The 20,423-nt window shown below is 61.1% G+C and carries 19 protein-coding genes; 15 read left to right on the top strand and 4 right to left on the bottom strand.

Annotated features, from left to right (window positions below):
* Positions 1–61 precede the first annotated feature (61 nt).
* Together ACRY08_RS10340 and ACRY08_RS10335 are read left to right on the top strand one after the other, a co-directional pair.
* Complete coding sequence (locus ACRY08_RS10340) at positions 62–1,858, top strand: aminopeptidase P family protein (protein WP_432449840.1); 1,797 nt, start codon at positions 62–64, stop codon at positions 1,856–1,858.
* 135 nt (positions 1,859–1,993) lie between these two features.
* Complete coding sequence (locus ACRY08_RS10335) at positions 1,994–2,335, top strand: DUF427 domain-containing protein (protein ID WP_432449839.1); 342 nt, start codon at positions 1,994–1,996, stop codon at positions 2,333–2,335.
* 34 nt (positions 2,336–2,369) lie between these two features.
* Here ACRY08_RS10335 and ACRY08_RS10330 read toward each other — a convergent pair whose 3' ends face one another.
* A complete protein-coding gene (locus ACRY08_RS10330) occupies positions 2,370–3,497 on the bottom strand; it encodes an anhydro-N-acetylmuramic acid kinase (RefSeq protein ID WP_432449838.1) in 1,128 nt (375 codons plus the stop codon).
* Positions 3,498–3,578: 81 nt separating this feature from the next.
* Here ACRY08_RS10330 and tyrS point away from each other — a divergent pair, with 81 nt between their 5' ends.
* The 5 genes from tyrS to ACRY08_RS10305 all read left to right on the top strand — a co-directional run bounded on the left by tyrS (position 3,579) and on the right by ACRY08_RS10305 (position 10,604).
* A complete protein-coding gene (tyrS, locus tag ACRY08_RS10325) occupies positions 3,579–4,832 on the top strand; it encodes a tyrosine--tRNA ligase (RefSeq protein ID WP_432450278.1) in 1,254 nt (417 codons plus the stop codon).
* A 204-nt stretch (positions 4,833–5,036) separates the two neighbouring features.
* The gene (locus tag ACRY08_RS10320; protein ID WP_432449837.1) at positions 5,037–6,215 is read left to right on the top strand and encodes an aminotransferase; all 1,179 of its coding nucleotides are present in this window, start codon (positions 5,037–5,039) and stop codon (positions 6,213–6,215) included.
* A gap of 92 nt (positions 6,216–6,307) precedes the next feature.
* Positions 6,308–8,149: a SurA N-terminal domain-containing protein gene (locus ACRY08_RS10315; RefSeq protein ID WP_432449836.1), complete on the top strand. Its 1,842-nt coding sequence runs from the start codon at positions 6,308–6,310 to the stop codon at positions 8,147–8,149.
* 62 nt (positions 8,150–8,211) lie between these two features.
* The gene (trpE, locus tag ACRY08_RS10310) at positions 8,212–9,723 is read left to right on the top strand and encodes an anthranilate synthase component I (RefSeq protein WP_432449835.1); all 1,512 of its coding nucleotides are present in this window, start codon (positions 8,212–8,214) and stop codon (positions 9,721–9,723) included.
* Between the two features lie 83 nt (positions 9,724–9,806).
* Entirely contained in the window at positions 9,807–10,604 is a 798-nt protein-coding gene (locus ACRY08_RS10305) for a pyrroline-5-carboxylate reductase family protein (protein WP_432449834.1), read from the top strand.
* A 114-nt stretch (positions 10,605–10,718) separates the two neighbouring features.
* Here ACRY08_RS10305 and ACRY08_RS10300 read toward each other — a convergent pair whose 3' ends face one another.
* From ACRY08_RS10300 to ACRY08_RS10290, 3 genes are all read right to left on the bottom strand, one after another.
* The gene (locus tag ACRY08_RS10300) at positions 10,719–11,705 is read right to left on the bottom strand and encodes a DUF3179 domain-containing protein (RefSeq protein WP_432449833.1); all 987 of its coding nucleotides are present in this window, start codon (positions 11,703–11,705) and stop codon (positions 10,719–10,721) included.
* Positions 11,706–11,798: 93 nt separating this feature from the next.
* Complete coding sequence (locus ACRY08_RS10295; protein ID WP_432449832.1) at positions 11,799–12,440, bottom strand: peptidylprolyl isomerase; 642 nt, start codon at positions 12,438–12,440, stop codon at positions 11,799–11,801.
* The gene (locus ACRY08_RS10290; protein WP_432449831.1) at positions 12,433–12,933 is read right to left on the bottom strand and encodes a peptidylprolyl isomerase; all 501 of its coding nucleotides are present in this window, start codon (positions 12,931–12,933) and stop codon (positions 12,433–12,435) included. Before ACRY08_RS10290 ends, ACRY08_RS10295 begins: the two co-directional genes overlap by 8 nt.
* Before the next feature lie 153 nt (positions 12,934–13,086).
* On the opposite strand from ACRY08_RS10290, the gene ACRY08_RS10285 reads away from it, so the two are divergent.
* The 8 genes from ACRY08_RS10285 to ACRY08_RS10250 all read left to right on the top strand — a co-directional run bounded on the left by ACRY08_RS10285 (position 13,087) and on the right by ACRY08_RS10250 (position 20,291).
* Entirely contained in the window at positions 13,087–14,289 is a 1,203-nt protein-coding gene (locus tag ACRY08_RS10285) for a phosphoglycerate kinase (protein WP_432449830.1), read from the top strand.
* 190 nt (positions 14,290–14,479) lie between these two features.
* The gene (locus ACRY08_RS10280; RefSeq protein WP_432449829.1) at positions 14,480–14,605 is read left to right on the top strand and encodes a hypothetical protein; all 126 of its coding nucleotides are present in this window, start codon (positions 14,480–14,482) and stop codon (positions 14,603–14,605) included.
* Positions 14,602–14,772: a hemin uptake protein HemP gene (gene hemP / locus ACRY08_RS10275; protein WP_432449828.1), complete on the top strand. Its 171-nt coding sequence runs from the start codon at positions 14,602–14,604 to the stop codon at positions 14,770–14,772. The genes ACRY08_RS10280 and hemP overlap by 4 nt, the downstream gene beginning before the upstream one ends.
* A 236-nt stretch (positions 14,773–15,008) precedes the next feature.
* The gene (locus tag ACRY08_RS10270; protein WP_432449827.1) at positions 15,009–15,902 is read left to right on the top strand and encodes a fructose bisphosphate aldolase; all 894 of its coding nucleotides are present in this window, start codon (positions 15,009–15,011) and stop codon (positions 15,900–15,902) included.
* 197 nt (positions 15,903–16,099) lie between these two features.
* Complete coding sequence (locus tag ACRY08_RS10265; protein ID WP_432449826.1) at positions 16,100–16,402, top strand: FtsB family cell division protein; 303 nt, start codon at positions 16,100–16,102, stop codon at positions 16,400–16,402.
* Between the two features lie 176 nt (positions 16,403–16,578).
* Positions 16,579–17,580, top strand: a complete 1,002-nt coding sequence (gene pdhA / locus ACRY08_RS10260) for a pyruvate dehydrogenase (acetyl-transferring) E1 component subunit alpha (protein ID WP_432449825.1) — start codon at positions 16,579–16,581, stop codon at positions 17,578–17,580.
* Between the two features lie 23 nt (positions 17,581–17,603).
* Positions 17,604–18,986 carry a pyruvate dehydrogenase complex E1 component subunit beta gene (locus tag ACRY08_RS10255; RefSeq protein ID WP_432449824.1) on the top strand — a complete coding sequence of 461 codons (1,383 nt, stop codon included), beginning with the start codon at positions 17,604–17,606 and terminating at the stop codon, positions 18,984–18,986.
* A gap of 12 nt (positions 18,987–18,998) precedes the next feature.
* Positions 18,999–20,291, top strand: coding sequence for a pyruvate dehydrogenase complex dihydrolipoamide acetyltransferase (locus ACRY08_RS10250; RefSeq protein ID WP_432449823.1), 1,293 nt, complete (start codon positions 18,999–19,001; stop codon positions 20,289–20,291).
* The last annotated feature ends 132 nt before the right edge of the window (positions 20,292–20,423 follow it).

The raw sequence follows: 20,423 nt of genomic DNA, 5'->3' as shown, positions 1-20,423 counted from the left end.
AACACGCGCCCGCGTCTCGCGGGCGTGTTTCTTTTTTGCCAGATGACCCGTGGAGACAAAGATGTTCCAGACCTTCACCAGCACCGCTGACCCTTCGCGCGGCCCGGCCCGCCTTGATCGCTTGCGCCGGGCGATGGGGATGAAGGGGCTGGATGGGTTTATCGTGCCCCGCGCGGATGCCCATCAGGGCGAATATGTCGCCGCCTGTGACGCGCGGCTTGCATGGCTGACCGGGTTCACCGGATCTGCCGGGTTTTGCATCGCGCTGACGGATGTGGCGGGCATTTTCGTCGATGGGCGCTATCGCGTTCAAGTGCGCGAACAGGCAGATATGGGCGCCTTCACCCCGGTCGACTGGCCCGAGGTGCAGCCGGGTGACTGGCTGAAAGACGTGACCTCTGGCCCCACGCGCATTGGCTTTGACCCGTGGCTTCACACCCGCGCCGAGGTTGAGCGGCTTGAAAAATCGCTTTTAGGCAGCGGCGTGACCCTGATCGCCACCGACAATCTGGTGGATCAAATCTGGGAAGATCGACCCGCCCCGCCCAATGGCAAGATCATCGAACAACCGGTTGAATTTGCAGGGCAGTCCAGCGCTGCAAAACGCGGCGAACTGGCCGATATTCTCCTATCCAAGGGGCAAAAATCCTGCGTGATGACCCTGTCTGACAGCATTGCATGGATGTTGAACATTCGCGGCAATGACATTCCCTGCATCCCGGTTGTGCAGGGGTTTGCGCTTCTGTCTGACGACGCCTCGGTGCAGTTTTTCACCGCCGAAGGGCGCGTGGTCGAGGCAGACCCTGGCGCGGATGTGGTGTTGCACCCAGCCAAAGCCTTCGCCGCGGCTCTGAAAAAGCTCGACGGTCCGGTGCGCGTGGACAAAGGGGCCGCCCCTTATGCTGTCTCGCAAATCCTGACCGAGGCAGGCGTCGCCATCGACTGGGCCGAAGATCCCGCCATTCTGCCCAAAGCGCAGAAAAACCCAACAGAATTGAAAGGCGCACGCGAGGCGCATCTGCGCGACGCTGCCGCCGTCACCGAATTTCTGGCGTGGTTTGAGGCGGCCGAGAAAACCGCCCTGACCGAGATTGATCTGGTGCGCGAGCTGGAAGAAAAGCGCCGCGCCACCAATGCGCTTTTGGACATTTCCTTTGAGACCATCGCGGGCGCTGGCCCCAACGGCGCCATCATGCATTACCGCGTGACCGAAGACACAAACCGTCCGCTGGAAGATGGCAATCTGGTGGTTCTGGACAGCGGTGGGCAGTATCGCGACGGCACCACGGACATCACCCGCGTGCTGCGCGTGGGCGACATCGCAGACGAGGAAAAGCGCTGTTATACCAGAGTGTTGCAAGGCATGATTGCCCTGTCACGCACGCATTTCCCCCGTGGACGCTCAGGTCGTGATCTGGACCCGATTGCACGCTATCCGCTATGGGCGGCGCATCAGGATTTCAACCATGGTGTCGGCCATGGCGTGGGCGCTTACCTGTCGGTGCATGAAGGCCCGCAGAGGTTCTCTCCGATCTCGGAACAAGAGCTTCTGCCCGGCATGATCCTGTCCAACGAACCGGGCTATTATCGCAATGGCGCCTTTGGCATTCGTCTGGAAAACCTTGTCGCCGTGCAGGAAAGCCCGGTGCCCGCGGGCGGGGACAGTGACCGCGACATGCTGTGTCTGGAAACGCTGACCTATGTGCCGTTTGACACGTCGCTGGTGATCACCGACATGCTGTCTGGGGAAGAACGCGCCTGGCTGAACGCCTATCACGCCACCTGTCGTGAAAAACTGGCCCCGCGCGTAACTGACGCAGCGTCTAACTGGCTTGACAGGGCTTGTGCGCCGATTTGACACGCGCTTTTTACACGGAACGTGATATGGTCGCGCGCAACGCGGCCCCAAGATGCCGTGACAAGATTGACAGTCCCACGTGGGGCTGCACCGGACATAGACGCCCGCACAGGCCCGCACAGGAAGGACAGCCCCATGAGTGACCACATCAAAATCCGCCCGGCCGAAGGAAAATGGACCGTGCGTGCCGGTGCGGCTGTCATGGGCGAAACCACCCGCGCACTGGAAGTGATCGAAGGGGAAAACCCGCCGGTGATCTATTTCCCGCGCGATGACGTTGCCATGGCTTTTCTGGATGACAGCGACACGGTGACGACTTGCCCCTATAAGGGAGAGGCCCGTCATTTCTCGATCCAGACCCGGTCGAAACTGATCGAAGATGCGGCGTGGAGCTATGAAGCTCCTGTCGAAGATCTGGCTGCGATCAAAGGGTTTTTGGCCTTTTACGCAGACAAGGCAACCGTCGCGCGCACCTGACGCCTACCCCTGACCTGGCGCCTGATCCGGCCCCCTATCTGCCCCCCCCATCCGGCTTTGACACCACGCCGCCACCCACGGCGGCAGCGACACCCGTTGTGGTGGGTGACGAGGTTGGCAACCCCCGCGCCACACGCACCGCCAGATAGGCAAAGGCCTGTGCCTCCAGCATATCCCCGTTCAGACCGGTGTCGTCGATATCCTCGACCGGCACAGACAGACGCGCGCGCAGCTCCTCCATCATCGCCGCGTTGTGACGCCCGCCGCCGGTGACAAGCACGCGCGAGGGCGGGCTTGGGCAATGCTCCATCCCTCGCGCCACGGCCGCTGCCGCACAGGCGACCAGCGTGCGCGCCGCATCGGCGTCACCCAGATCAGCAACCGCAGTCGTGAGGTCCGGGAACTGGTCGCGGTCCAGCGACTTTGGGGGGATGCGCAGGAAATAGGCGTGGGACAGGAAGTCTTCCACGATCTTCTCATCCGCCGTGCCGGTCAGGGCAAGCGCGCCACCTTCGTCCAGCGCCACGCCCCGCCGCGCCTGCATCAGGTCATTCACCGGCGCATTGGCCGGACCCGTGTCGAAGGCCAGACAGGCGGCGGGGTCTTCGGGGGGCTCGATGCCCGGATCAACCCAGGTGATGTTGCCGACGCCGCCCAGATTCAGGACCGCCAATGGGGCCTTTGCCCCAATGAACCGCGCGCAGGCGTGGTGGAAGAAGGGCGCAAGCGGTGCGCCCTCGCCCCCCATTTCGACATCGGCAGAGCGGAAATCCCAGACAACGGGTGTTTGCAGCGCTTCGGCCAGGAGCTGCCCATCGCCCGCCTGATGCGTGCCGCGCCCGCGTGGATCATGGGCAAAGGTCTGGCCATGAAACCCGAGATAGGCCGGCGGCTGGTCGGTCATCATTCGTGCGGCGAGACCTGCATGGACCTCTTCCACAATGTCGGCGGCGGGGGCAACCTTGGGGTCACCATGCCAACACCCAAGGGCCGCGCGCAATCTGGCGCGCTGCTCATCTGAATAGGGCTGAAATCCACACGGCCCAAAGGCGGCAATCGCCGTGCCATCGGTTTTGACAAACGCGCCATCCACCCCATCCAGCGAGGTGCCCGACATCATGCCCAAAGCCCAGACAGGGCCGTTCTTATGCGTTCGTTTCACCCAACACCCCAACACGCTCTTTTCCTTTGTGCCCCCCCCGTTTATACGGAAGACCACAATAACAGGATGGACCGAAAAACGATGACCTACCACCCAAAATCCGACTTCATGCGTGTGATGATCGAGCGCGGCTTTCTGGCCGACTGCACCGATTATCAGGCGCTGGATGATGCGCTGATTGCGGGGGTGGTTCCGGCCTATATCGGGTATGACGCCACCGCGCAGTCGTTGCATGTGGGGCATCTGATGAACATCATGGTGTTGCGCTGGTTGCAAAAATGCGGTCACCAACCGATCACCCTGATGGGCGGCGGCACAACCAAAGTGGGCGACCCGTCGTTCCGGTCGGATGAACGCCCTTTGCTGGGGCCTGAACAGATCGAGACCAATATCGCGGGCATGCAGCAGGTGTTTGCCAAGTTCCTGCGCTATGGGGATGGTGACAGCGACGCCATCATGCTGAACAACGCCGAATGGCTGGACGAATTGAACTATCTGGATTTCCTGCGTGATATCGGGCGGCATTTCTCGGTCAATCGGATGTTGTCGTTTGAAAGCGTGAAATCGCGGCTGGACCGGGAACAGAGCCTCAGCTTTCTTGAGTTCAACTATATGATCCTGCAAGCCTATGATTTCCTTGAACTGAACCGCCGCTATGGCTGCGTGCTGCAGATGGGCGGATCGGATCAGTGGGGCAATATCGTGAACGGGATCGACCTGACACGGCGGGTTCTGGACAACGAGATTTTCGGCCTGACCACCCCACTTTTGACCACGTCGGACGGGCGCAAGATGGGCAAAAGCCAGGGCGGTGCGATCTGGCTGAATGGCGATATGTTGTCGCCCTATGAATTCTGGCAGTTCTGGCGCAACACGACCGATGCGGATACCGGGAAGTTTTTGAAAATCTTCACCGAATTGCCGGTGGAGGAGTGTGATCGTCTGGGCGCGCTGGAAGGGGCCGAGATCAACGAGGCCAAGATCATTCTGGCCAATGAAGTCACAACCCTTCTGCATGGGGCCGAGGCCGCCAAAACCGCCGAGGCCACGGCACGTGAGGTGTTTGAAAAGGGCGGCACGGGCGAAGATCTGCCCACGGTCACCTTGTCTGCTGATGATCTGGGTGATGGCATCTCGATCATCCAGCTGTTCGTAAAAGCGGGCCTGGTGAAATCGGGCAAGGAAGCCAAGCGGTTGATTGCTGAGAATGGCGCCAAGGTAAACGACGCGGCGCTGACGGATGCGGGCCGGATGATTGGTGCAGATGAGCTGGGCGAACCGCTGAAGCTGTCTGCAGGCAAGAAACGCCACGCTTTGGTGGTTTTCGAAGGCTAATGGAGATCAGGGGCGGCGCGCGGGGCGCGCGCCGCCATGGTATCTGGTGGCTCACGTGGTGAGCCTGAAGGGGCTCTGCCCCCGCGCCTGACGGCGCTCCCCCGAGGTATTTTCGACAAGAAAATAGAGCGCGTGCGGGCATGCATTGTCGCCTCACTTCGACATTGATAGGGTCTTTGGGACATCCCGCGAATGAGGCCTGACATGCTCTTGAACCCCAACTTCACTCAGACGGCCTCTCCGCCTGTCATGCAGGCGCGGCGTTGGGTGGAGGGCATAGATTTTCCCGCAGATCGCCCCTTGATCAACGTGTCACAGGCCGCACCTGTGGACCCGCCCCCCGAGATGATGCGCGCCGCCATGGCCGAGATCGTTCTGACCCGCCCCGAGGCGCATCTTTATGGCCCTGTTCTGGGTCTGCCGGCCTTGCGCGACGAGCTGGCGTTCAACATCAACCGGCACTATGGCGCCAGCCTGTCCGCTGGCAATATTGCCATCACCTCGGGCTGCAATCAGGCCTTTGCGGCAAGCCTTGCGACCCTGGCCGCGCCCGGGGATGAAGTAATTCTTCCAACGCCCTGGTATTTCAACCACAAAATGTGGCTCGATATGGGGGATGTCCGCGCGGTTGCCCTGCCCACGGGACAGGACCTTATGCCTGATCCGGCGCAGGCTGCGGCCCTGATCACGCCGCGCACGCGTGCGATTGTGCTGGTCAGCCCCAACAACCCGGCGGGTGTGGAATATCCACCTGCGTTGATTGCCGCCTTCCGTGATCTTGCCCGGTCGCATGGGTTGGCATTGATCATCGACGAAACCTATCGCGATTTTCATTCGCAGGACGGTGCGCCGCATGAGCTGTTTGACGACCCAGACTGGGACGATACGGTGATCCAGCTTTACAGTTTTTCGAAGTCCTATCGGCTGACCGGGCATCGGGTCGGGGCCATTGTGGCCGCACCTGCGCGACTGGCCGAGGTCGAGAAATTTCTGGACACGGTCACCATCTGCCCGGCCCAGCTGGGCCAGCATGCGGCCTTGTGGGGTCTGCGCAACCTTGAGGACTGGCTGGCAGGCGAACGGCGCGAGGTCCTTGCCCGCGCCAGCGCGATGCGTGCGGGCTTTGCGCCTTTGGCCGAACGGGGGTGGTCCCTGATGGGGTGCGGCGCGTATTTCGCCTATCTTTCGCATCCGTTTGACCAGCCATCCGACCAGTTGGCACAGCGCCTTGTTGAGGAGGCGTCGGTGCTTGCCCTGCCCGGCACGATGTTCACACCGGCAGGTGATCAGGACGGGGCCCGTCAGCTGCGTGTGGCCTTTGCGAATATCGACCAGCAGGGTATCGAAGAAACCATTTCCCGGCTCGCGGCACTGCCCCGATGAAACCACGCTTGAAACCACGCGCGCGAGCTGCTTGGCAATCGGGCGCGAACCTCCTAAAACCCATTTAACAGTCAGACAAAAGGAACGCGCCCATGGCCACTGGCAAAACCTCTCGCACCTTCGGATGGATCCTGATGGGTCTGGTGATGGTGGGGCTTGTGGGCTTCGGCTCGACCAATTTCGGGGCGGGTGGCAGCGCCATTGGCACCGTGGGCAAGACCGAGATCAGCGCGGGCCGCTATGCGCGTGAATTGCAAAATGAAATCCGTGCATTCGAGGCGCAAACCGGCCAGCCGATGACCATGGTTCAAGCGCAGGCATTTGGCTTGGATCAACAGGTGCTGGGCCGGGTGATTGCCGCCGCGGCACTGGAAGATGAGACCGCCGAGCTTGGCCTTTCCGTCGGCGACAGCGAATTGCGCGACCGGATCGTGGAAATTCCCGCCTTTGCTGGTGTCGACGGCAAGTTTGACCGCGAAGGCTATGCCTATGCGTTGCAGCAATCGGGCCTGTCCACTGCGGAGTTTGAAGAAAGCCTGCGCGCCGAGGTGAGCCGCCAGATTTTGCAGGCTGCGGTCGCCAATGGGATCACCACCAACCCGGCCTACGTGGACACGCTTTATGGCTATGCCCGCGAAGCGCGCAATTTCACCTGGGGCGCCCTGCCCTTGTCGCAGCTGACAGCCCAGCTGCCCGAGCCCACCGCCGAAGAGTTGACCGCCCATTACGACGCCAACCCGGCGCGGTTCACCCTGCCCGAGACCAAGAAAATCACCTATGCGTGGCTCAACCCCGAAGACCTGATCGCCGGGATCGAGGTGGCCGAGGCCGACATCAAGGCGCTGTATGAAAGCCGCCTTGACGAGTTCGTGAAACCCGAACGCCGCATGGTGGAACGTCTGGTCTTTGGCTCAGACGCCGACGCGCAGGCTGCGGCGGATGCGATTGCGGCAGGCGAGAAAAGCTTCGACGACGTGGTGGCCGAGCGTGATCTGGCGCTGGAAGATATCGACCTTGGTGATCTGACCCGTGCGGAGCTTGGCGATGCAGGCGATGCGGTCTTTGCGCTGGAAGGCCCCGGTGTGGCCGGCCCTGCCCAAAGCGAATTTGGCCCGGCGCTCTATCGCATGAACGCCGTTCTGGCCGCGCGGGAAGCAACGCTCGACGATGTGCGCAGTGAACTGCATGGCGAACTGGCCGCTGATGCTGCGCGCCGTCAGGCAGGTGACATGGTGGCCGAGCTGGACGATCTGATGGCCGGTGGTGCCACGCTGGAAGAGATCGCCGACAGTCACAAGCTGCGTCTTGGCACGTTGGACTGGACCGCGGACAGCACGGGTGGCATTGCGGCTTACGAGAAGTTCCGCGAGGCCGCCCAGGCGGCTCAGGAAGGAGATTTCCCCGAAATCGTCATCCTGTCGGATGGTGGATTGTTTGCCCTGCGGCTGGACCAGCATATCGAGCCGCGCCTGCAGGCCGAAGACGAGGTTCAGGACGCTGTGCGCGACGGTTGGGCTGCGGCCAAACGTCTGGAGCTGCTGGCCGATCAGGCGCGCGCGATGATCCCCAAGCTGGAGGGCGGCGAAAGCCTGGCCTCTTTGGGATTGACCGAAGTGGTCGAAGACGCACAGGAGCGCGACAGTTTCATCGAAGGCACCCCGCCCGCGCTGATCACCGAGGTCTTCGCCGCAGAAAAGGGCGACTGGATCGTGGTGCCCGCTGAGACCAGCGTCTTTCTGGCACGGGTTGATGCGGTGATCGAGGCAGAACAAACCACGCCGGAGGCACTGGCGCTTAAGGAAGGTTTCGCCGCTCAGACTGCACAGGAAATCGCATTGGATGTCGAGATCGCCTTTTCGCGCGCTGTTCAAAGCCGTGCAGGCATCGCGCTGGATCGTGCGGTGATCAATGCGGTGAACGCGCAGATTCAGTAACATCTAGAGTTCAGCAATATTTTGGGCCCGTGTGAACACGGTTTGACCAGAAAGGACACGCCATGGCTTTGACCCCTTCCTTCGAGGATTTCGAAGCCGGTTGGAACGCCGGGAAGAACCAGTTGGTCTATACCCGTCTGGCCGCCGATCTGGACACGCCGGTGAGCCTGATGCTGAAGCTGACTGAAGCGCGGCGCGACAGTTTCATGCTGGAAAGTGTGACCGGTGGCGAAGTGCGCGGGCGCTATTCGATCGTGGGCATGAAGCCCGACCTGATCTGGGAATGCCGGGGCGACACGGCGCGCGTGAACCGCATGGCGCGCTTTGATGGCGACGCGTTCGAGGAGATGCCCGGCGATCCGCTGGATGCGTTTCGCACCATTTTGGCGGAAAGCCAGATTGACCTGCCCGATGATCTGCCCGGCGCCTCGGCGGGGCTTTTCGGCTATCTGGGCTATGACATGATCCGGCTGGTGGAACATCTGCCTGATGTGAACCCGGACCCTCTGGGTGTGCCGGACGCAATGATGATGCGGCCATCGGTGGTGGCGGTGCTGGACGGGGTGAAGGGCGATGTGACGCTGGTGTCGCCGGCTTTTGTCAGCTCGGGGCTCACGGCCAAAGCCGCCTATGCGCAGGCGGCCGAACGGGTGATGGATGCGCTGCGCGATCTGGACCGGGGCACGTCGAGCGCCACGCGCGATCTGGGCGAGGCGCAGGAGCTTGGGCCGCTTGTGTCCAATTTCGCCAAGCCCGACTATCTGGCCGCCGTGGAAAAGGCCAAGGAATACATCCGGGCGGGTGATATCTTTCAGGTGGTGCCCAGCCAGCGCTGGACGCAGAGCTTCCCTCTGCCGCCGTTTTCGCTCTATCGGAGCCTCCGGCGCACCAACCCTTCGCCCTTCATGTTCTATTTCAACTTCGGCGGCTTTCAGGTGGTGGGTGCCAGCCCCGAAATACTTGTGCGCGTCTTTGATGGCGAGGTTACGATCCGCCCCATCGCCGGCACCCGTCCGCGCGGCAAAACGCCCGAGGAAGACAAGGCGCTGGAGGCCGATCTGCTGGCCGATCAGAAAGAGCTGGCCGAGCATCTGATGCTGTTGGATTTAGGGCGCAATGACACCGGCAAAGTGTCCAAGATCGGCACCGTGCGGCCAACCGAAGAGTTCATCATCGAACGCTACAGCCATGTGATGCATATCGTCTCGAACGTGGTGGGCGAGCTGGCCGATGATCAGGACGCGCTGTCTGCTTTCATGGCGGGCATGCCTGCGGGCACCGTGTCCGGCGCGCCAAAGGTGCGTGCGATGGAGATCATCGACGAGCTGGAGCCGGAAAAACGCGGGATTTACGGCGGCGGTTTGGGCTATTTCAGCGCGGGCGGCGACATGGACATGTGTATCGCCCTGCGCACAGCTGTGGTGAAGGATGAAAAGCTTTATATTCAGGCTGGTGGCGGCGTGGTCTATGACAGCGATCCCGAGGCCGAATACGAGGAAACGGTGAATAAATCCAAAGCCATTCGGCGCGCGGCGGAAGATGCGGCGATGTTCACGGGTCGTGGAAATGGCTAGCGGAAACGGCTGAGGGGCGTTGCCCCTCTTGGCTGCGCCAATTCACCCCAAGGTATTTTTGACAAGAAAATAAGGGGCGAGCAATGCTGGGCAAAGCGAAAATTGGGATCATTGGGGGCAGCGGACAGCTGGGCCGGGCCATTCTTGATGGGCTTTTCGCCGCGGGCGATGTGTCGGAGACGCGGCTCTGGGTGTCGAACCGGTCAGGCGCGCGCGGGGATTTGCCGGAAGCGGTGCGGGTGACCCGCGATATTGCCGAATTGGTTGCCTCCTGTGATGTGATCCTTCTGTCTATCCCTCCCGCCGCTGCACTCAAGTTGAGACTTGCCGCCGAGGGCAAACTGGTTCTGTCGGTCATGGCGGGCGTGGCCTTGGCGCAACTGGCCGAAATTGCGGGTCATGATCGGGTGATCCGGGCCATGTCGAGCCCGGCGGCAGCGGATCGGCTTGCCTATTCACCTTACGTGACAGGCGGCGAGGTCCGCGCAGAGGATTGCGCCTTGGTGGAGGCCATTTTCGGGGCGGTGGGCATGGTGGACCGGCTTCAGGATGAGCACCAGATCGACGTGTTCACGGCCATGACCGGCCCCGTGCCGGGCTTTGTTGCACTTTATGCGGCGGTGATGGCGGGCTTTGCGCGCGCCCAAGGGGTGGACCCCGATGTAGCGGACCGCGCCGTGCGCCAGTTGTTCAAAGCCTCGGGCCATATGTTGGGGGCGGCAGACGCCTCGCCGGCCACGCATGTTCAGGCCATGGTGGATTATGCTGGCACCACGGCTGCGGGGATCGACGCCATGAAAGAGGCCGGGATCGCGCGTGTGATCGAAACGGGCCTTGCTGCAGCGGTGGACAAGACCCGTCGGATTGCGTCAGAGGACTAAACCCTAAAGCGTTTCGAGATTAAGCCCGATCACAACTTGATTTCGAAACGTCCACGACATTGGTAGGTTCCGCGCGTTTCGACATATTTTGCCTCAGCAAAAAGTCGAAACGCTTTAGCGGCCCAGCATCCATTTCCCATCAGGCCAGAAAGCGTGGAAGGCAAAGGCAAAGAGCACATCATGGGGCACGTCACGCCCCTGCCGGTCGCGTACCCGGATCGTGCCCACATCGCGCCCTTTTGCAATGCGCGCCGTGTCCAGCGCCGAGGCCTGCCCCGCGGCCCAGCTGAGCGTCACGCCAGCCTCGTTGATTTCCCCAGCCTCGGCCAGACGCGACACCGGCCAGGCACGATCCCCAACCCGCACCACGCGCGCGAGCGCTGGCACATCGTTTGGTGGGTGTTCACCGGTGAAGAACGGATAGGGCCGGTCGCGGCTGTCATAGCCCGCATAGGGGTTTTGCCCATAGGGGCGGCGCGCATCAGGCTGATCCATGACCAGACCGTCTGGATTGCGCCGGACAAATTCGGCCCAGCTTTCCATCCAGGCGGGCAGTTGCTTCAGTTGCGTGCCGGTATGTGCGCCGACAATCCCCTGCCCCAGCGCCTGTTGCCACCAGCTTTCGGTCTGATGGTCATACATCACCATGTCGGAACTTCTGAGCTTGCCGGTCACCCCGAAACTCAGAACCTTCCCCGCCACGCGGCGATCAAACACAAGGCCGGAATTGCAAAGCGGGCAGAAGGTCACAGCAACCGGAGTGCCACCAATCTTGTCATTTACGATCTCGTGCCATGTGAGGTAGCGCAGCGGATAGGCGCGCGGTTTGGCGCCTTTGATCTCGACCGTCAGGACGGGTTCGCGCGGCGCAATGCGCGTCTCGTCGGCCGCTTTGCGAAAGGCGGGGCTGGACAGGGCCGGAATGCCGTCACGCCCAGGACCGCCGGACAGGATCTCTTTCCAGTTTGGCACATTGGTGCGACTGAAATCGGTCTTCGGAAACTCATGTTTCCAGAAACTGGGATCCGCGCGCAAATCCTGCGCCCAGAGCCCGACCGTGATGACCAGCAACGTCAGTAACAATCTTGGCTGCAAAAGCATGGGGCCGCTCCTTTGTCCGTCAAACCCAGCCTGACAGAGAAAGAAGCGGCCCCATAGCCCCCCTCACGAGAGGGTGATCATTTGTGCGCGGGTCTATTCAACCACACGCAAAGAGGTCATGACGTCAGCATCCCCGATCATCGCCCCGTTTGGGCCTTCGCCACGCTTGATCTGTTCGACCACCTCGAAGCCCTTCGTCACATGGCCAACCACGGTGTAGTCGCCATCCAGAAACGGGGCCGGTGCAAACATGATGAAGAACTGGCTGTTGCCCGAGTTGGGGTTTTGCGACCGCGCCATGCCGACGGTGCCCGCCACATATGGCTCGTCCGAGAACTCGGCCGGCAGGTCGGGGTAAGCCGATCCGCCCATGCCCGCACGGGTGCCGTTGCCATCGGCCTTGCCAAACTCGACGTCACCGGTCTGCGCCATGAAGCCATCGATCACACGGTGGAACATCACGTTGTCATAGGCGCCATCATTGGCCAGCTGCACGATGCGCTTCACATGAAGCGGTGCAAGGTCCGGGCGCAGGGTGATCTCGATCACGCCATTGGCCTGACCTGCCACGGTCAATTCGACCTTGGGCGCGTCGGTGGTCAGCGCCTCGTCGATCTCGGCCGGGGTCTGGGGCATCATCATATAGATGGCATAGCCCACGACCACCGCGACACCGGCCAGGAAGGCGATCCAGAAGGTGCGTTTTTCGCGCGGGGTGTGGCTGCCGTCAGACATCTGCCGCCACCTTGACCGAGATCATCACGTCAGGCTCCGCAGGCGGCTCGCCGCGCGCGATCAGGTCCACGTGTTCCATGCCTTCGGTCACACGGCCATAGACAGTGTACTGGCCGTTCAGGAAGTGGTTGTCCTTGAAGTTGATGAAGAACTGGCTGTTGGCCGAGTTGGGATCGGCTGCACGGGCCGCGCCCAGCGTGCCGCGATCATGGGGCAGTTTCGAGAACTCGGCAGGCAGGTTCGGCAGGGACGAGCCACCGGTGCCCGCATGGCGCAGGGTCATTGGGTCTTTGCCATTGGCGACGTCACCGGTCTGGGCCATGAAGCCTTCGATCACGCGGTGAAAAACCACGCCATCATATTCGCCCGAACGTGCCAGTTCCTTCATGCGTTCGGCATGTTTGGGGGCCACGTCAGCCAGAAGCTCGATCACCACGGTGCCGTTTTTCAGCTCCATCAGGATGGTGTTTTCGGGGTCTTTATATTCGGCCATCGGGGCCTCCTTGTCATCTGTCAGTATGTTGTTGGCGCCAACCTATGCGCGGGTCCGCCAAGATGAAAGGGGAGATGGCGCATTTTCCCCCGCAAAGCTTGACCCAAGGCGGCTTTTGGTGTCGAACACGCCCAACACCTGATGGAGGGACCGATGGGCTGGAAAACACTCGACGATATGGATCTGAACGGCAAAACCGTGCTGACCCGCGTAGATATCAATGTGCCGGTGAAGGATGGCGTGGTCACCGATGACACCCGCATTCAGCGCATCCTGCCCACGATCCGCGATATACTGGAGGCCGGCGGCAAGCCCGTGCTTTTGGCGCATTTCGGCCGCCCCAAGGGCGAACGCGTGCCCGCAATGAGCCTGTCGGTGGTGCGCCCGGCATTGGAAGCTGCACTGGCCGACATCATCGACGGCCCGGTGAAATTTGCCGAAGACTGCATCGGCGGTCCGGCCAAGCAAGCGGTGGCTGCCCTTGAGCCGGGCGAGGTTCTTTTGCTGGAAAACACCCGTTTTCACGCGGGCGAAACGACCAATGACGGCACCTTTGCTGCCTCGCTGGCCGCCCTTGGTGACATTTACTGCAACGACGCGTTTTCCACCGCGCACCGCGCCCATGGCTCGACCGAGGGCATCGCCCGCCTGCTGCCCTCTTGTGCCGGGCGCCTGATGCAGGCGGAACTCTCCGCACTTGAAGCCGCCCTTGGCACGCCGCAGCGTCCGGTGGTGGCGGTTGTGGGCGGGGCCAAGGTCTCGACCAAGCTGGACCTTCTGGGCAACCTTGTTGAAAAGGTTGATCATCTGGTGATCGGTGGCGGCATGGCCAACACCTTCCTTGCCGCGCAAGGCATCGATGTTGGCAAATCGCTGGCCGAACATGACATGACCGACACGGCGACCGAGATTCTGACCAAGGCCTCGGAAGCAGGCTGTGAGATCATCCTGCCTTCTGATGTGGTGGTCGCGCGCGAATTTGCCGCCGGGGCTGCACATGAGGTGGTGGCCGCAGATGCCTGCCCGGCAGATGCTATGATTTTGGACGCTGGCCCTGACAGCGTCGCCCGCATCACTGCCGTGTTCGAGACCGCCAAGACGCTGATCTGGAACGGCCCGCTGGGCGCGTTTGAAATCGCGCCGTTTGATGCGGCCACCAACGCGGCCGCGGCCAAAGCGGCAGAGCTGTCTGCGGCCGGCACGCTGACCTCAGTGGCCGGTGGTGGGGACACTGTGGCGGCGCTGAACCAAGCCCAAGCGGCAGATCGTTTCACCTATATCTCGACCGCCGGGGGCGCGTTCCTGGAATGGATGGAAGGCAAAACCTTGCCGGGGGTTGCCGCACTGGGCGCTTAAGCGGCATATAAAATACTGTTTTAAAAGGCTTTCCGCGAAAAACCGGGAAGCCTTTTTTCTTTTCAAATCCCCGCTTGACTATATCCTTAGTGTTTTAGTAGGTTATTCACATCAGCCAGTCGCGGATGCGATCAGCCGGAGACCTGTGGGCCGCTGCCCATGACAGCCCCCGATGATCAGGAGCGCGACAATGATCACATTTGACCCCAAGGGCCCGCTGGCCCGCACCGACATTCCAGACCCCATGCCCTTCCTGCCCGGCCTGAAAGCTCTGGCCGCTTGGATCGAGGCCGCAATTGAAGGAGACCGCTCATGACCGCCCCGCTGACCAGCCACGCCTTTGACACCGCCACCCGCCAGACCCCGCCCGAACATGATGCGCTGGACCTGACAGGCTTTGGCAAAACCGCGCGGATCACCCTGAATGACATGGTCTATACGCTGACCATCACCCGCGCCGGCAAGCTGATCTTGACCAAGTAAACGGACCCACAAACCGTTCAAGAATTGTCCCGGCGCTGTCGGTCACGTCATCCCCGACCGTTCAATTTCCCTTCGCACCGGGTCATCGGAGGGCAAGGCACCCAACCGTTTCATCCCGCCTTGCCCTCCACTCAACTTCCAGCCCGTGACACACCGTTAGCGCCAGCAGAATTGCAAGGACGCGCGGGCTCCCCTATATGCAGGTCAAATTCCTTTCTTTGACAAACGGAACCGACATGCCGAACCAAGCACAAATGGACAAGATCAAAGCCGCTCAGGGCTTCATCGCAGCCCTCGACCAGTCGGGCGGCTCGACGCCCAAGGCGCTGCGCCTGTATGGGGTGGAGGAAAGCGCCTATTCGGACGAGGCCGAGATGTATGACATGATCCACGCCATGCGCTCGCGCATCGCAAAGGCCCCTGCCTTCACCGGGGACAAGGTCATTGGGGCGATCCTGTTTGAAATGACCATGGACCGCGACATCGACGGCACGCCCACCGCCACATATATGTGGCAAGAGCGCGGCGTGGTGCCGTTTCTGAAGGTCGACAAGGGTCTGGCCGACGAAGAAGACGGCGTGCAGGTGATGAAAGACATGCCCGAGCTGGACGCGCTGTGTGACCGCGCCGTGAAGGCCGGTGTGTTCGGCACCAAGATGCGCTCTGTGATCAATGCGGCCAATGAAGACGGCATCAAGAAAGTCGTGGCCCAGCAGTTCGAAGTGGGCAAGCAGATCATCAACCACGGTCTGGTGCCGATCATCGAGCCTGAAGTCACGATCACCATCGCGGATAAGGCACAGGCCGAAGCAATCCTGGTCGACGCGATCAAATCCGAGCTGGACGCCCTGTCGGACGATCAGACCGTCATGCTGAAACTGACCCTGCCCGAGACCGCCAACCACTATAAGGCGTTGGTGGATCACCCGCGCGTGGCATCGGTTGTGGCCCTGTCCGGCGGCTATTCGCGTGACGAGGCCAACAATCGCCTGTCGCAAAATACCGGCATGATCGCCAGCTTCTCGCGCGCGCTGACCGAAGGCCTGTCGGCCGGTCAGTCGGACGATGAGTTTGCAGGCACCATCGCGGACACGATCGACAGCATCTACGAAGCATCGATTGCAGGATAACCCCCTGCCCTTGCGGATAAACTTGAAACGGCTCGTCTGACAGGACGGGCCGTTTTCCGTTTCACGCCCAGAGATTCGCAAAAAAATGCTGGGTGATTCGTTTTAGGGATTCACAAGCCGAATCACCTGTGGCATAGTTTCCTTGCACCACCCAAAAAGAGGTGGGCAAAGAGGCAGAACATACAGGCGGGAAACCTATGGGCGCACCTCGCGCACAATCTGGGTTTGGTGGAGTGATCTACTATGTCGTGACCATTGGTCTCGGCCTTTACTTCACCTTTGCCAGTGTTCAGGGCGATTACGGATTATTCCGTCGCGTACAGATCGAGGCCGAGACGCAAGCACTCCTTCAGGAGCGCGACGCGCTCTCGGCCCAGATCGCCACACTGTCCAACAAAACACGCCGCCTGTCTGACGACTATCTTGATCTTGACCTGCTCGACGAGCAGGCGCGCAGCCTTCTGGGCCTCGTGCGCGCAGACGAAGTAGTGCTGCGCTAACCCCCCCCAAAAAAACCGCCCACAGAACAAGCCTTGCGCCAGACGCAAACCGGCTTCCCCGGCTTGATTTCAAGTTTTTGTCGACCCAGGCCCCGCTTGGCTGTATAAGGTAGTTTAACACTAAACTATTGCTGTTTTACAGCCGTCGACCGCTGACATCAGGAGGAGGATGCCATATGGCCGCCCGCAAAAGCGCCCCTAAAAAAGGCGCTAAATCAAATACTTCCAAAGAAGAGCTGCTGAACCACTACCGCGAGATGCTGCTCATTCGTCGATTCGAAGAAAAAGCAGGCCAGCTTTATGGCATGGGTCTGATCGGCGGGTTCTGCCACCTCTATATCGGGCAGGAAGCCGTCGTTGTGGGGCTGGAAGCGGCTGCGAAAGACGGCGACAAGCGCCTGACCTCGTATCGCGACCACGGCCACATGCTGGCCTGTGGGATGGATCCGAAAGGCGTCATGGCCGAGCTGACAGGCCGCGAGGGTGGCTATTCGCGCGGCAAAGGCGGCTCGATGCACATGTTCTCGACCGAGAAACATTTCTACGGCGGCCACGGCATTGTGGGCGCGCAGGTGCCCATCGGCACCGGCCTTGCCTTCTCGGACAAGTATAAGGGCAATGACAATGTGACTTTCACCTATTTTGGTGACGGTGCGGCCAACCAGGGCCAGGTCTATGAAAGCTTCAACATGGCCTCGCTGTGGGAGCTTCCGGTCATCTACGTGATCGAAAACAACCAATACGCCATGGGTACCTCGCTGCAACGTGCCAGCTCGACGCCTGAGATTTACACGCGCGGAGAAGCCTTCGGCATTCCCGGCGAGGCCGTGGACGGCATGGATGTGATGGCCGTGAAAGAAGCGGGCGAGCGCGCCACCGCGCATTGCCGCGCCGGCAAAGGCCCTTACATTCTGGAAATGAAAACATACCGTTACCGTGGCCACTCCATGTCTGACCCGGCCAAATATCGGACCCGCGAAGAAGTCCAGAAGGTGCGCGAGGAACGTGATGCGATCGAACATGTGCGCGAGCTTCTGCTGCAAGGCAAGCACGCCTCGGAAGACGACCTGAAGGCCATCGACAAAGAGATCAAAGCCGTCGTGAATGACGCCGCCGAGTTCTCGAAAACCAGCCCCGAGCCTGCGCTCGAGGAGCTGTGGACCGACATTTACGCCTGATCCCGGACAGAGGAGAGATACACATGGCTACTGAAGTACTGATGCCCGCCCTGTCCCCCACGATGGAAGAGGGAACACTGGCGAAATGGCTCGTAAAAGAAGGTGACGAGGTCGCATCGGGCGACATCCTTGCCGAGATTGAGACCGACAAGGCGACGATGGAGTTCGAGGCCGTTGATGAAGGCATCATCGGCAAGATCCTGATCGCCGAAGGCACCGAAGGCGTGAAAGTGAACACGCCCATCGCGGTGCTGCTTGAGGAAGGCGAAAGCGCCGATGCAGTCCCGGCGGCCCCTGCCGCCGCAGCGGCTGAAGCGGCCGCCGCGACCCCGGTGGCCTCTGAAGCAGCTGCCCCCGCCCCGGTCGCAGCCCAGCCGATCACCCCCGTGGTTGTTGCCGAGCCGGAAATCCCGGCGGGCACCGAAATGCGCTCTACCACCGTGCGCGAAGCCCTTCGCGACGCGATGGCCGAAGAAATGCGCGGTGACGAAGGCGTGTTCCTGATGGGCGAAGAGGTCGCCGAATATCAGGGCGCCTACAAGATCAGCCAAGGCCTTTTGGAAGAGTTCGGCGCCAAGCGCGTGATCGACACGCCGATCACCGAGCACGGCTTCACCGGCCTTGCAACGGGTGCTGCGATGGGCGGTCTGAAACCGATTGTCGAGTTCATGACCTTCAACTTCGCCATGCAGGCGATTGACCACATCATCAACACCGCCGCCAAAACGCGTTACATGTCGGGTGGCCAAATGTCCTGCCCGATCGTCTTCCGTGGCGCCAACGGGGCTGCTGCGCGCGTGGGCGCCCAGCACTCTCAGGACTATGCGGCCTGGTATGCACAAATCCCCGGTCTGCATGTGGCGATGCCCTATTCGGCCTCCGACGCGAAGGGGCTTTTGAAATCCGCGATCCGCGGTGAAAACCCGGTCGTGTTCCTTGAAAACGAGCTGCTCTACGGGGCCAGCTTCGACGTGCCGGTGATGGATGACTACACCGTGCCCTTTGGCAAGGCGCGCATCTGGCGCGAAGGCACTGACGTGACCATCGTCAGCTTCGGCATTGGCATGAAATACGCGCTTGAGGCCGCCGACGCGCTGGCTGAAGAAGGTATCTCGGCCGAGGTCATCGACCTGCGCACATTGCGCCCGCTCGACTATGACACGGTGATCAATTCCGTCATGAAAACAAACCGTTGCATCACCGTGGAAGAGGGCTGGCCGGTGGCATCCATCGGCAACCACATTACGGCCAGCATCATGGAGCGCGCGTTTGACTACCTTGACGCGCCCGTGATCAACCTGACCGGCAAGGACGTGCCCATGCCCTATGCCGCCAACCTTGAAAAGCTTGCGCTGGTGACCACGAAAGAGGTCATCGATGCCGCCAAAGCCGTAACCTACCGGTAAGGAGACAGAATAATGGCAACCGAAATTCTCATGCCCGCCCTGTCGCCCACGATGGAAGAAGGCACGCTGGCCAAATGGCTGGTGAAAGAAGGTGACGAGGTCGCTTCGGGTGACCTTTTGGCCGAGATCGAAACCGACAAAGCCACGATGGAGTTTGAGGCCGTTGATGAAGGCATCATCGGCAAGATTCTTGTGGCCGAAGGCACCGAAGCGGTGAAAGTGAACACCGCCATCGCGGTCCTCGTTGAGGACGGCGAAGAGGTTGGCGATGTGGCTGCAGCCGCGCCCGCAGCGCCTGCTGCTGCCGAAGCTGATGCCGCCCCTGCGGCGGTTGAGGCTGCGGCACCTGCCGCCGCCCCTGCCCCACAAGCCGCTGATGGCACACGCATTTTTGCTTCCCCCCTGGCACGCCGTATTGCTGCGGACAAAGGCTTGGACCTGACGCAGATCGCAGGGTCTGGCCCGAAAGGCCGGATCGTGAAAGCAGATGTGGAAGGTGCTACTGCGGCCCCGAAAGCGGCTCCTGCTGCGGCAGCTCCGGCTGCTGCGCCGGCTGCTGCCGCTGCGCCCACTGGCCCCTCGGCAGATCAGGTGGCTGCGATGTATCAGGATCGCGAATACGAGGAAATCAGCCTTGACGGGATGCGCAAAACCATTGCAGCGCGCCTCAGCGAGGCCAAACAGACCATCCCGCATTTCTATCTGCGTCGCGACATCAAGCTGGACGCCCTTCTGGCCTTCCGCAGCCAGTTGAACAAGCAGCTGGAAGCCCGTGGTGTGAAACTGTCGGTCAATGACTTCATCATCAAGGCCGTGGCCAACGCGCTGCAAGCTGTGCCGGAAGCCAATGCCGTCTGGGCCGGTGACCGTGTATTGCAGATGAAAGCCTCGGACGTGGCGGTTGCCGTCGCCATCGAGGGTGGTCTCTTCACCCCTGTCCTGCAGGATGCCGACCAAAAGTCGCTGTCCAGCCTGTCGACCCAGATGAAAGATCTGGCAACCCGTGCGCGCGACCGCAAGCTGGCGCCGCATGAATATCAGGGCGGCAGCTTCGCCATCTCGAACCTCGGCATGTTCGGCATCGACAATTTCGACGCCATCGTGAACCCGCCCCATGCGGGCATTCTGGCGGTTGGCACCGGGGTCAAGAAACCCGTTGTAGGCGATGATGGCGAACTGACCGTTGCCACGGTGATGAGCGTGACCATGTCCGTGGATCACCGCGTGATTGACGGCGCAGTTGGTGCCAACCTTCTGAAGGCCATCGTCGAAAATCTGGAAAATCCGATGACGATGCTGGCTTAGAGCATCCGACCTTTAAACTGAAACAAACTGCGGCACGAATATCCCGAGAATGCGAAGCATGGCAGGGTATTCGTGCCTCAAGTTTAAGGTCGAATACTTAGAGTAAATATTCGTAATCTCGAATTTATTGAC

The sequence above is a fragment of the Aliiroseovarius marinus genome (assembly GCF_050881025.1).
In the GTDB taxonomy this organism is placed as follows: Bacteria; Pseudomonadota; Alphaproteobacteria; order Rhodobacterales; family Rhodobacteraceae; genus Aliiroseovarius; species Aliiroseovarius marinus_A.
This window is presented reverse-complemented; position numbering and strand designations above follow the sequence as displayed.

Bases quoted from the DNA above. Each gene is read 5' to 3' on its own strand.
- ACRY08_RS10265 (WP_432449826.1), top strand. From the start codon at position 16,100: ATGGGCGCACCTCGCGCACAATCTGGGTTTGGTGGAGTGATCTACTAT.
- hemP (WP_432449828.1), top strand. From the start codon at position 14,602: ATGACCGCCCCGCTGACCAGCCACGCCTTTGACACCGCCACCCGCCAG.
- tyrS (WP_432450278.1), top strand. From the start codon at position 3,579: ATGACCTACCACCCAAAATCCGACTTCATGCGTGTGATGATCGAGCGC.
- ACRY08_RS10290 (WP_432449831.1), bottom strand. From the start codon at position 12,933: ATGGCCGAATATAAAGACCCCGAAAACACCATCCTGATGGAGCTGAAA.
- ACRY08_RS10255 (WP_432449824.1), top strand. From the start codon at position 17,604: ATGGCTACTGAAGTACTGATGCCCGCCCTGTCCCCCACGATGGAAGAG.
- ACRY08_RS10340 (WP_432449840.1), top strand. From the start codon at position 62: ATGTTCCAGACCTTCACCAGCACCGCTGACCCTTCGCGCGGCCCGGCC.
- ACRY08_RS10300 (WP_432449833.1), bottom strand. From the start codon at position 11,705: ATGCTTTTGCAGCCAAGATTGTTACTGACGTTGCTGGTCATCACGGTC.
- ACRY08_RS10280 (WP_432449829.1), top strand. From the start codon at position 14,480: ATGATCACATTTGACCCCAAGGGCCCGCTGGCCCGCACCGACATTCCA.
- trpE (WP_432449835.1), top strand. From the start codon at position 8,212: ATGGCTTTGACCCCTTCCTTCGAGGATTTCGAAGCCGGTTGGAACGCC.
- ACRY08_RS10270 (WP_432449827.1), top strand. From the start codon at position 15,009: ATGCCGAACCAAGCACAAATGGACAAGATCAAAGCCGCTCAGGGCTTC.
- ACRY08_RS10295 (WP_432449832.1), bottom strand. From the start codon at position 12,440: ATGTCTGACGGCAGCCACACCCCGCGCGAAAAACGCACCTTCTGGATC.
- ACRY08_RS10320 (WP_432449837.1), top strand. From the start codon at position 5,037: ATGCTCTTGAACCCCAACTTCACTCAGACGGCCTCTCCGCCTGTCATG.
- ACRY08_RS10315 (WP_432449836.1), top strand. From the start codon at position 6,308: ATGGCCACTGGCAAAACCTCTCGCACCTTCGGATGGATCCTGATGGGT.
- pdhA (WP_432449825.1), top strand. From the start codon at position 16,579: ATGGCCGCCCGCAAAAGCGCCCCTAAAAAAGGCGCTAAATCAAATACT.
- ACRY08_RS10335 (WP_432449839.1), top strand. From the start codon at position 1,994: ATGAGTGACCACATCAAAATCCGCCCGGCCGAAGGAAAATGGACCGTG.
- ACRY08_RS10285 (WP_432449830.1), top strand. From the start codon at position 13,087: ATGGGCTGGAAAACACTCGACGATATGGATCTGAACGGCAAAACCGTG.
- ACRY08_RS10305 (WP_432449834.1), top strand. From the start codon at position 9,807: ATGCTGGGCAAAGCGAAAATTGGGATCATTGGGGGCAGCGGACAGCTG.
- ACRY08_RS10250 (WP_432449823.1), top strand. From the start codon at position 18,999: ATGGCAACCGAAATTCTCATGCCCGCCCTGTCGCCCACGATGGAAGAA.